This window comes from Salibacterium aidingense DSM 18341 (assembly GCF_000429685.1).
In the GTDB taxonomy this organism is placed as follows: Bacteria; Bacillota; Bacilli; order Bacillales; family Marinococcaceae; genus Salibacterium; species Salibacterium aidingense.
Window position 1 is genome coordinate 1 of the sequence record NZ_AUCI01000044.1, and the last position, 11,480, is coordinate 11,480.

The 11,480-nt window shown below is 46.0% G+C and carries 12 protein-coding genes; all 12 read right to left on the reverse strand.

Going from position 1 to position 11,480, the window contains the following annotated elements; all coding sequences use genetic code 11:
* Positions 1-134: 134 nt before the first annotated feature.
* Positions 135-290: a hypothetical protein gene (locus G475_RS27445; RefSeq protein ID WP_156911852.1), complete on the reverse strand. Its 156-nt coding sequence runs from the start codon at positions 288-290 to the stop codon at positions 135-137.
* A gap of 89 nt (positions 291-379) precedes the next feature.
* Positions 380-1,606, reverse strand: a complete 1,227-nt coding sequence (locus tag G475_RS0121570) for a multidrug effflux MFS transporter (protein ID WP_026703027.1) — start codon at positions 1,604-1,606, stop codon at positions 380-382.
* Positions 1,607-1,702: 96 nt separating this feature from the next.
* Positions 1,703-2,557 carry an ABC transporter permease gene (locus G475_RS0121575; RefSeq protein WP_233275829.1) on the reverse strand — a complete coding sequence of 285 codons (855 nt, stop codon included), beginning with the start codon at positions 2,555-2,557 and terminating at the stop codon, positions 1,703-1,705.
* A 98-nt stretch (positions 2,558-2,655) separates the two neighbouring features.
* On the reverse strand, positions 2,656-3,657 hold the full coding sequence (locus tag G475_RS0121580; protein WP_026703029.1) for an ABC transporter permease: 1,002 nt from the start codon (positions 3,655-3,657) through the stop codon (positions 2,656-2,658).
* Positions 3,658-3,727: 70 nt separating this feature from the next.
* Positions 3,728-5,317, reverse strand: a complete 1,590-nt coding sequence (locus G475_RS0121585) for an ABC transporter substrate-binding protein (RefSeq protein WP_026703030.1) — start codon at positions 5,315-5,317, stop codon at positions 3,728-3,730.
* A gap of 25 nt (positions 5,318-5,342) precedes the next feature.
* Positions 5,343-6,329 carry an ABC transporter ATP-binding protein gene (locus G475_RS0121590; protein WP_026703031.1) on the reverse strand — a complete coding sequence of 329 codons (987 nt, stop codon included), beginning with the start codon at positions 6,327-6,329 and terminating at the stop codon, positions 5,343-5,345.
* 10 nt (positions 6,330-6,339) lie between these two features.
* Positions 6,340-7,314, reverse strand: coding sequence for an ABC transporter ATP-binding protein (locus tag G475_RS0121595; protein WP_026703032.1), 975 nt, complete (start codon positions 7,312-7,314; stop codon positions 6,340-6,342).
* 401 nt (positions 7,315-7,715) lie between these two features.
* Positions 7,716-8,774 carry a M20/M25/M40 family metallo-hydrolase gene (locus G475_RS0121600; protein WP_026703033.1) on the reverse strand — a complete coding sequence of 353 codons (1,059 nt, stop codon included), beginning with the start codon at positions 8,772-8,774 and terminating at the stop codon, positions 7,716-7,718.
* Positions 8,775-9,082: 308 nt separating this feature from the next.
* A complete protein-coding gene (locus G475_RS0121605) occupies positions 9,083-9,646 on the reverse strand; it encodes a TasA family protein (protein WP_026703034.1) in 564 nt (187 codons plus the stop codon).
* 79 nt (positions 9,647-9,725) lie between these two features.
* A complete protein-coding gene (locus tag G475_RS0121610) occupies positions 9,726-10,319 on the reverse strand; it encodes a TasA family protein (protein ID WP_026703035.1) in 594 nt (197 codons plus the stop codon).
* Between the two features lie 67 nt (positions 10,320-10,386).
* Positions 10,387-10,962, reverse strand: a complete 576-nt coding sequence (gene sipW, locus G475_RS0121615; protein WP_026703036.1) for a signal peptidase I SipW — start codon at positions 10,960-10,962, stop codon at positions 10,387-10,389.
* 2 nt (positions 10,963-10,964) lie between these two features.
* Positions 10,965-11,480, reverse strand: a 516-nt coding sequence (locus G475_RS27605) for a prolipoprotein diacylglyceryl transferase (protein ID WP_035712398.1), incomplete at its 5' end; no start/stop codon positions are given.

Genomic DNA, 11,480 nt, shown 5'->3' on the forward strand with positions numbered 1-11,480 from the left:
CACCGTCTTTTTTAAAATCGCCAGTTCTTCTTCTTTATCCGCCAGTTCCTTTTCTTTGGCTTTCAACTGGCGTTCCAGGTCTTTGACGTGTTGGTGGTCGACAACCGGTTCGTCGTCAAATTCGCGGTATTGCTTCATCCATTCATACAACGCGCTTCGAGGAATCTGTAAGTCCTCGGCAATGTCGGTGCGGCAATGTCGGTGATGTTTTTCTGTTGTTTGTGCTGCTGGACATAACGGACCGTGTCCTTTTTAAAAGCTTCGCTGTACTGTTGACGCTGTTCACCCATGGGGGAACCCTCCTTGTTGGTTTTATCATGCCATGTCCATGAAGAAGGTGTCCACTTTTTATTCTAAATTTAAAATGTCCGCGTAGAAATTATTCTCCGCGATTCTTTGACTTTCCTTTCACCAGAAACAGATAACAGCACAGAGCGAAAATATCGGCGATAAATATGATCAATCCCATGGGCACTGCGGTATTTTCCCCAGCCACTCCGACCAGCGGAGCGGACGTTGCGCCGAATAGAAACGGGAGCAGGCCGAGCAGGGCAGAGGCGCTTCCGGCCCGGTGGCCCTGGCTTTCCATGGCAAGAGAGAAACATGTGGTCGTGACGACCCCGACGCAGGAAACGACTAAGAAAATCGGAATGACAAGAAACACCAGCGGGGCCTGCAGCAAAATCATAAGCAAAAGGAAGGTACTGGCGCTGGTAGTAACAATTAAACCAATAAACAGTATTTTTGTTTCGTCTACAATGCCGGCGAGCCGCCCGGTTAATTGACTGCCTATAATAAGACCAATCCCGTTCATGGCAAATAAAACACTGAATACTTGGGGAGAAACGCCGTAGATTCCCTGATATACAAACGGCGTACCAGAAACATAGGCAAAAATACCGGCCATCACCAGACCCTGAGCCAGGGAGTAACCAGCGAAGGTGCGGTCTTTGATCAATGCTCCGAACGTAAGCACCGTGTGTTTGATGCCGGTGGAGGAACGATTTTCGTCCCTTAATGTTTCAGGAAGCATCAGGAAGACGGTAATCAGCATGAACAGCCCGATGAAACTGAGAACGGCGAAGATGCCGTTCCAGGTGGTCAGCTCTAATATGGTACCGCCGGCAAGCGGCGCAAGGATAGGAGCGAGGCCGTTCACCAGCATTAACAGCGCGAAAAATTTCGTTAATTCTTTTCCAGTATAGAGATCGCGGACTACCGCACGGGAAATAACAATCCCGGCGGAGGCCGAAAACCCCTGCATAAAACGAGCGGCAATCAGGATCCAAATCGAAGGCGCGAAGACGCACAGAAGTGACGCCGCCACATAGACCGACAAGGAAATCATCATCGGGATTTTCCGGCCTTTCATATCACTGATCGGCCCGATTACAAGTTGTCCTCCTGCGAGTCCGAGGAGACAGGCCGTTAAACTTAATTGGACAAGCGAAGCGCTTGTTCCTAAATCATTTGCAATCGAAGGAAAGCTGGGCAGATACATATCAATGGTCAAGGGACCAAAGGCAGCTAACGAGCCGAGCAGCACGGCCATCCATAAACGTCGGCCTTTCGATAACGACGGGGCGGCAGCAGTTGAGGGTTCCATATGTATACCAAGCGACCTTTCTGAACATAAATCGTTAGAAGAACGCTTTATATTATACAGGAGAATAGAAAAAATTGCCTGAAATCAGCCTATTTTCTACTCTTTCATTTTTGGATCCAGAGCGTCACGCAGCCCGTCGCCCATCAAATTAAATCCGAGAACAGTAAGCATGATTGCAATCCCCGGGAAAAACACCGTCCAGGGAGCCTGCTGTAAATAGTCCCGGGAATCTGAAAGCATCCGGCCCCACTCCGGTTGAGGAGCTTGGGCGCCCAGTCCTAAAAAGCCGAGAGCGGCGGCTTCCAGTATGGCGGTTGCAATACAGAGAGTCCCCTGTACGATAATGGGGGCCAGACTGTTTGGCAGGATATGATAGGTTAATATACGCCGGTCTTTCATGCCAACAGAAAGGGCAGCCTGGATGTATTCTTCTTCTTTTAAACTAAGAACTTTAGCACGGACAATCCGCCCAAATGTCGGAACATTGATAATGGCGATAGCAATTAGTGCGTTTTGAAGCGATGGACCGAGAATCGCAACAATGGCAATGGCAAGCAGTATGCTGGGAAAGGCCAGCAATATATCAAACATTCTGGAAATGAGGGTGTCGAGCCATCGTCCGTAATATCCGGCAATAACCCCCAAAAAGGTACCTGCTATACATGACCCCACCACAGCAAAAAACCCAACCGTTAAGGATAATCTAGCTCCGTGCAGAATACGGCTGAAAATATCCCTTCCAAAATCATCGGTTCCCAGCCAATATTCCGAAGAAGGTGGTAATAGACGGTCCGCATTCTTTTGTTCGTTAATCCCCTCTGGAGCTATGAAAAAGGCAAGCAGCCCTAAAAGGATGAAAAGGGAGACGATTCCGGCACCTGCTAGGGCCAGTCTATTTTTCTTAAAACTGTGCCAGGTTTCTTTTATGATGGAGGGTGTTTCTTCTTCTATTGCTACAGGAGTGTGAGAAGCAGGATCCTTTTTTGCTGGTACAGGCAACGTTACTCCTCCTTATTTATCAATTTTCACTTCTTCATTAGGAAAGCTGTTTAATACTTAATCCGTGGATCAAAAGCCGCGTAAAGCAGATCTACAATTAAATTAACAAATACAAATATTGTAGCGATGACCAGGATTCCTGACTGTATGACTGGGTAATCCCGGTATTGAATGGATTCGTATACATACCTTCCGATGCCGGGCCAGCTGAATATCGTCTCTGTCAAAATAGCTCCACCCAATAGCAGTCCGGTTTGGAGACCAATTACAGTTAATACAGGAATAAAAGCATTTTTTAAAGAATGTTTGTAGACAACCAACAACATTCTCTGTCCTTTTGCCCTGGCTGTTCTTATGTAATCCGATCTCATTACTTCAAGCATACTGGATCTGGTCATTCGGGCAATGATCGCCATAGGAATAGTACCAAGAGCAACCCCTGGAAGAATCAGGTGCTTTACTACGGTAAAAAACTGATCAAGATTCCCATTTATCAGGGTATCAAGCAGATATAAGTGGGTGATGGGTTCCACGGGATCACGGATCGATTCTCTTCCTATCGAAGGAAGCCAGTTAAGTTCCAGTGAAAAAAACCACTGTTCCATCAGCCCCAGCCAGAATACAGGCATGGAAACGCCGATAAGAGCTACGATCATGGCAGTATAATCGAAAATGGAATTCTGAAACCAGGCGCTTAATATGCCGGCGTTTACTCCAACAAAAACAGCAATCAACATCGCAACAAAAGCCAATTCCATTGTGGCAGCTAAATAAGGCCATATATCACCGCTGATTTCCGAGCTAGTCCGGATGGATGTGCCCAAATCACCAGTTAACAGATCACCTAAGTAATGAAAATATTGGATAACAATAGGATCATTTAACCCCAGGTCTGCCCTCAGACTTTCCACAGCAGCTTCTGATGCTTTTTCTCCTAAAATCGTGCGGGCTGGATCTCCCGGTATGGCACGAATGATAAAAAATACTATAAGGGACATCCCAAAAAGGACTGGTATAAGCGAGCCCAAACGGCGGAGGGTATAATTCAGCAAAGGGTTCACCTCTTATCTTCTGGATGTTTAAAGAGAAAGGCAGGGAAGCAGATGCTCCCTGCCAGGATATTTATTCTGTAAAGGAAACATCTGTGAATCTTTCAGAACCAGTAGGAGCGGGGATGTAACCATCTAAGGTATCGGATCCCGCCATAATAGATTCATAGTGAACAAGCGGTACAGTAGGAGCATCCTCATGGATGATTTCCTGTACTTCTTTATAAAGCTCTGCTCTTTTACCTTCATCGGTTTCCGCCTGCGCTTCTGCCATTAGTTCATCGGCTTCTTCGTTGGAGTAGAAGGCATAGTTGTTTCCGCTGCCGGTGCTGAGAAGAGTATAAAGGAAGTTATCTGCATCCCCGTTGTCTCCAATCCAGCCGATTAAGAATGACGGCATTTCACCTGCTTGTGCCTTTTCCAGGTACGTGGACCAATCAAGTGTCTGAATTTCAGCATCTATTCCTATATCAGACAGGTCGCTTTGAATGGATTCGGCAATCTTTTGAGGGGCCGGCATATATGGACGTGGATTGTCCATTGTCCAGAGGTCGATTGTCAATTCGCCTTCCTCGTAGCCGCCTTCCTCAAGTAGTTCTTTTGCTTGATCCGGGTCAAATTCATATTCCTGGACTTCATCATTATACCCATCCACGGTAGGAGGGAGCATATTTTTGGCCGTTTCTGCGTTTCCTTCATAGAACCCGTTAATAAGAGCTTCTTTATCAATCGCATGATTGACTGCTTTTCGTACAACGGGGTCATCAAATGGTTCCGTTTCATTGTTCATGGGCATATAGGCAACATTTAATGGAGGACGCATGAACGTTTGAAGGTTTTCGTCGTTTTCGATTTTAGATTGATCCGATGGATTTACTCCATCCATTAAATCGATCTCTCCATTTTGCAAAGCGGTTAAACGAGAGGAGTTATCTGGTATAACCTGAAAAATAATAGTGTTTAAGTGAGGTTTCCCCTCATCCCAGTACTCTTCATTTTTATCCAGAGTAATCGAGTCATCCCGCCTCCAGTCTGAAAGCGTAAAAGGTCCCGTTCCCACCGGCTCTTCTTCCAAGGTGTCAAATGCCTCGGGACTTGCGATGGCAAAAGGTGACATGGCAAGGTTTTTCAGAAACGGAGCAGAAGGCTGGCGAAGACTGAAGGTTACTTCAAAATCACCGGTAGCTTCAACATTTTCGATGATGTTGTCTTCCTCATCCCCATATCCCCCGAACATCGATCCATAATACACATAATCTTCAGAACTCATCCATCGTTCAAAGTTAGCGACAACGGCCTTAGCATTAAACTCTGTGCCATCCTGGAAGGTTACATCTTCCCGCAGCTGCAATGTGAATTCTGTTCCATCATCATTGGAATCCCATTCTTCGGCTAATGCAGGTTCAAGCTCTGTTGTTCCTGGCTTATACTGGATGAGCGTATCGTAAATCTGCTGTGTCACGTAAAATGTTTCCCCATCCGTTTCTTTGGCTGGATCCAGTGAAGTAGAATCGGCTCCCCGGCCGAATACCAATGTATCCTGGGTATCTGAATCAGCGGTTTCGTCTTCTCCTTCACTGCTTCCTTCCTCAGAAGAACAGCCGGCAATCACTACGCATGCTGCAGGAACAAGCAGCCAGCTTAACCATTTTTTTTGTTTCATTTTTGCTTTTCCCCCTTCAAAAATTTTAAATTGCCATATGTTGATCGTCGTATAAATGACATGCGACGTTATGACCTTTTTCTTTTTCCTGGGATACCGGCACTACGCTTTTACATATATCCATCACATGGGGGCATCTGGTATGAAATGGACATCCGGATGGTGGTTCTGAAGGGCTTGGAATATCACCCTGAAGTTCTATTTCTTCCTGTTTGTGGTCAGGATCAGGTATCGGCACAGAGGAGAGAAGGGCTTGAGTATACGGGTGTTTTGGGTTGTTATAAAGCTCATCTCTGTCTGCCATTTCCACAATTTTACCTAAGTACATGACACCCACTCTGTCGCTGATATGTTTTACCACACTTAAGTCATGAGCAATAAACAAAAACGTTAGGTTGAATTCATTTTGCAGATCTTCGAGCAGGTTGAGAACCTGAGACTGAATGGAGACATCAAGGGCGGACACAGGTTCATCTGCTATAATCAGCTTTGGTTCTACCGCGAGCGCTCTGGCAATGCCAATTCGCTGACGCTGGCCCCCGCTGAACTGGTGGGGATACCTTTTTGCATGAAAGCTGTTTAACCCGACGATTTCCAAAAGCTCTTGGACCTTCTTTTTCCGGGTCGCCTTGTCTCCGAGGTGATGCACAATCATGGGTTCCTCGATAATTCGTTCCACCCGGTGGCGTGGATTGAGAGAAGCGTAAGGATCCTGGAATATCATTTGAATGTCTTTCCGCATGGAACGCACGCTCTCTGAATTCAATTCAAGCAGGTTTTTTCCCTGAAAATGAATAGCTCCCGCGGTCGGTTCAATTAATCGCATCAGCATTCGTCCTGTCGTAGATTTACCACAACCGGATTCTCCTACAAGACCGAGCGTTTCCCCTTCCTGAACAGCAAAACTAACACCATCCACTGCTTTAACCGGCTGACTTTTTTTCTTGAAAACGGACTTGCCACTTGAGAAATGTTTTTTTAAATCATCGACTTCGAGAAGGTGACTCTTCATAATGCTCCCCCTATTGTTCATGGTGCAGCCAGCATCTCACTTTAGCACCGTTATCTGTTTCAAGCAGTTCCGGAGTCTCTTTTGCACAACGGGAAAAAGCCTGTCCACAGCGCGGGGCAAAGGCACAGCCCTGTTTGATGGCGCCTGGTTTCGGTACGTTGCCCGGGATGGAATAAAGTCTATCCTTTTTTACTCTCATATCGGGGACAGAATCTATTAACCCCTTTGTATAAGGGTGTTTAGGGTCTCTGAAAATATCTTGGACCGACCCTTCTTCCACGACTTTTCCGGAATACATCACAGCAATACGGCTGCACATCTCGGCTACCACGCCAAGATCATGGGTAATAAGCATGATAGCTGTGTCCATCTTTTCATTCAGATTTTTCATAAGATTTAAAATTTGTTTTTGGATGGTGACGTCCAGCGCAGTCGTTGGTTCATCGGCAATAAGAAGCTTAGGGTCACAAGCCATGGCCATAGCAATCATGACACGCTGTCTCATACCCCCGGACAATTGGTGGGGGTAACTTTTCATTAAATCGGTGACCCGGGATAATCCAACTAATTCAAGCATATCGACGGCTTGGAGGTACGCTTTTTTCTTAGATAATTTCGTATGTATTCGGATCCCTTCCATGAGCTGGTCTCCAATCTTATATACAGGATTGAGAGAAGTCATGGGTTCCTGAAAGATCATGGCAATATCGTTTCCACGGATTTTTCTCATCCGTTTTTCCGTTGCTTTTGTCAGGTCTTCTCCGTTAAATAGTATTTCGCCGCCGTTTATATTACCAGGAGGAGAAGGGACAAGCCCCATAACAGAAAGGGAGGTGACACTTTTTCCGCAGCCTGATTCGCCGACGATTCCCAGAATTTCACCAGCGTCCACGTGAAAGGTTATGCCGTTTACAGCAGGTATCGTTCCTTCTTTAGAAGAAAAGCAGGTTTGGAGGTCATTTACCTCGAGCACATGATTAGACAAAATATGGCACCTTACTTTCTAGAATATGTAAACAAAATATAATATGAATTTATTATAAAGAGTAAAAAATAATTATTCAAGAAAAATTTCACAAAAATATTAATATTATTACTCTTGTGATAAAAGTTGGTCTTAAAGGAAAGCGTTTTTTGAGATGTTCAGTAAAAGAAAAGAATTAGTATCTAAAAATACTGATAAGAGGGGGGGAGGAAAAGGGAGGAGGCCGGGGCAGTACCATTAAAAGATTAAAAATTCCCGAACGATTTATATAAATGGGTTCGGGAATTTTATGCTCCTATAACAGGGACCACGAAACGTACGTTTTCTTCCAATCCTTCTTTCTTTGGCCCGGTCTCGTTTTACCGGCATCGTGTATTACAAAGGCTGCCCAGTGTTTTCATTTAGATGGAATCCGGTGTGATGGGACGGAAATCTTCAGCACTGTTTAATTGCAGAATGAAGGCGGCAAGTAATTCAATTGTTTGCTCGATATCGTGCAGACTAACGGTTTCCACCGGAGCATGCATGTACCGGAGCGGCAGGGATACAACAGCTACCGGAACCCCCTGGGCTGATTTTCGGAGCTGGTCTGCATCGGTGCCAGTCGTGCGCGGGGTGAGCTCATATTGAACGGATATACCGGCTTTTTCCGCTGCCTTTTCTAAAAGGTCATTGGCTTTATGATTGATCGGTGCTCCTTTTGCGAGAACCGGCCCGCCGTCAAGCTTCACTTCCGCTGTTTTCTCGGACGCGGCGCCTGGATAATCGGTGGCGAACGTTACATCTACGGCAATGGCGAGGTCCGGGGCCAGCCCTGCTCCTGCAAAATAGGCACCGCCCATGTTGGTCTCCTCGTTCACGGTACTGACCGCCTGCATTCCTACGTTAGGATGCAAGCGCTGATGCACTCGTCGAAACGATTCTGCCACAATAAAAGCGCCCGTTCTGTTATCAAGACCGCGCCCGCTGATCCTGTCGTTTAACAGGTTCTCCGGCCCCCGTTTATACACAGCCGTATCTCCGATCGCTATGTATTCCTCTACTTCCGCTTTGGAATGGGCCCCAAGGTCAATAAACAGGTCAGAGAAGGTAAACGAGTCTTTCGCTCCGCCGTGATGCTCGGCTTTCGTACCGATAACCCCTGTGAGACGGCCTCCGCTCCCCAGAATATCAACCTTCATTCCGATCGCCGGTTTATGGCTGATTCCTCCGAGTTTTTCGACATAAACATAGCCGTGGTCATCGATGGCTTTTATCAAGAATCCAATTTCATCACAATGTCCTGCCACGGCAACCTGCAGGGAAGCATCCGGGTGATGGGAAGCAATCGCATTGCCGGCACCATCTGTGTGCAGGCTGTCGGCATAGGGTTTCACGTGCTGCAGCCATTTTTTCTGAATCTCCGCTTCCATGCCGGAAGGGGAAGGGGTCTGAAGCAGGTCATATAAGAATTGGTTCATCCGTATCTCTCCTTATTCCACATTTCTTCTATTATAGCATTTTCATTTCCTGAAAAAGAAAGGAGTCTGGGACAAAAGAAAAACATGAACTTTCCGTAGTTTGTGTTAAAAAAGCAACAAACAAGCGAAGTCAACATACAAAGACTTCAATGGGAACAGCACGTGTCTCAATGCCCGCAGGATGCGGCGGTTTCGGCCGATCCTCTTTTATTCGATCCCTGTCCGCGGAAAGCGAAATGTTGTGACGCAGCGGTAGTATAAGCGCACAAAAAATTCCGAACGATCCTCCGAGTCGTTCGGAACTTTTCTTATTTTTTTTCTCCGTCTTCCTGCATCCCTTCGAAGGTCCATTGTATTTCCATTGTATCGCCTTGGAAGATATTTTGATCTTTTCCATTATCTATGAATTCAAATGTTACATACACTTCATCCTGCTTCCCTGCTTCGAGAGTGTGCTCCCCTAATATATCGGGTTCCATCGAAGCTGCTTCCGAAAGTTTCTTTTTATGCACAGGGCTGTCTTCGTCCTCGTTATTCCAGGAGAACGTTACTTCGATGTGATCGCCGAAATCTTCCGCGCTGTTATCGTCCTTGGCATCGAGAACGGTATAGTCGGTCGTCATCAGAATGTCGGCAATGTTTAACGAGCCATCGTTTTTTAATGTATAAGACCGTGTAAAAGTATCGCCCGGCTTAATGTTATCCAGATCCAGAACGGTCCCGGGATTGGCGCTTAGATTTAGAGTCCCGGAAGTGAACGTACCGCCGGCATCCGAGGTATCATTGAAAAACGCGAACGTTCCGCTGCTGATAAGGAAGAGCCCTAATGCTGCAGTCGACATTCCCAGTCCGAGTCTATTTTTAAATCCCATTATCTCTGCTCCTTGTGAGGTGGATGTAATAAAGCGGAGAAGAGGACAGGCTCCACTCCGCTGTTAAACTGCCGGACAATTATTTTTCTTCTCCCTCGCCTTGTCTGGCTTCAAATGTCCATTCAAGGTTAAGAGAAGTATCTTGAAATTCATTCTGGTCTTCATCATTGTCTACAAATTCAAATTGAACATGAAGTTCATCGGAATCTCCTGCTTCCAGACCACCGCGTTCTTCAAAATATGGAACAAATATTTTATTTTCCACAGCATCCGGTTCCATATTTTTAAGCTCCTCCAGGGTAGTGTTGTAAATGATGTTATTGTCTCCAATTGGAACGATCGTTTTGTCATCGTTGTATAGGAATTTTACCATAATATGTTCACCAAACTCGTCATTCCCGTCAACAGAGTAATCAGTAGATAATAATACTTCAGAAATGTCCAGGGTACCGCCATTTATTAATTCAAAAGATCTGTTCATCCAATCCCCCGGTTTTAAGTTTTCCACATCAATGACGGTAGTTGGGTCTGCTGATAGATCCAGTGTACCGGTAGAGAACGTTCCATCAGCTTCTGCAGTGTCACTGAAGTAAGCGAAAGTGCCGCCTCCAATCAAAGAGAGTCCGAGTGCAGCGGTAGATACCCCAAGTCCTAATTTCTTTTTCAATCCCATGATAATTCCTCCTCTAAAATTATGTTTTATATATATTGAATCCTTGCGGGACACAAGGAGTCCAACCTTAGCTGGGTGGCTCTTCAGCCGAATCTGTTTTTGTTTTGGTTTCAAGCTTTCGTAATTCCCTCCAAATGGAGAGAATCCCATACAGAAAAATGATTATACCTGGTACTATAAGCAGAACGAGAGCTCCTGTCGGCGAGTTGGCAAAATCTATAAAATATCCAGCGTAGGGGATCGTAAATCCTGTGTACTGTCCGACAACGTTTGAATTCAGAACCGGCTCCATATCAGCGGCATCATTATTGTCCCCTTTTGTTTTGTAGATGACCTGGCTGCCGCTTTCGTTTACCTCGGTGATGCGGTGAGTGACGAGCGTATCACGGTCCTGTTGAAAGGTGATGATATCTCCTTCTTGATACTCTGTCCCATTTTCTTCCGTCGGTTCGATGGCAATAATGGAACCGGTCTGAAAGGTTGGTTCCATAGAACCAGACAAGACGGATTTCATTTCATACCCCATCGCAGAAGGGCTCCCCCCGGAAGCCTTTGAGGAGATGACGATAATGATCATACAAAGTAAGGCGGCAAAAAGAAGAAAGGTAACCGTGCTGCTCATGAGTGTAAGAAGCTTTTTCATTTTTACACCTCCTCCTTACGCGGCAAATGGTTCATTTGAACCGCTGTAGATTGATCCGGAATCCTGTCAGCTTTTTTTTCCTGGTCTTTCTCTTCTTTATTCTGCTCAGCGGCAGTGAAGGAAGGAGGTTCCGGGTCCTTGTGTTTGGTCCGCTGATCTAGGTTTAAATCACTATTTTGCATGGAAGTGGCAGCATTTGCGCCAGTGTCTTCTTTATCGCTGCGGGAAGTGTGCACTTCGGCAGTATTGTCATGTTCAGTGTCTGTACTAGTGTCCGGTACTTGATAATTGGAAACACTGCTTTCTTGATCTGTCTCCTCTTTGGAGTTGGTAGCAGCTTCCTCAGTAGAGGAGTCTTTCTCTTCTTTAGCATCCTTGCTGGTTTCTGGATTTTCGCTGTTTGTCCCGCTGTTGTCCTCATTTTGTTCCTCAGCAGAATTGGAAGACTTGTCCCTCGCTGGCTCATCCTGTTCGCCGCTGTCCTCCTCGGAGGGGTCCGAATCAGGGGAGTCGTTTTC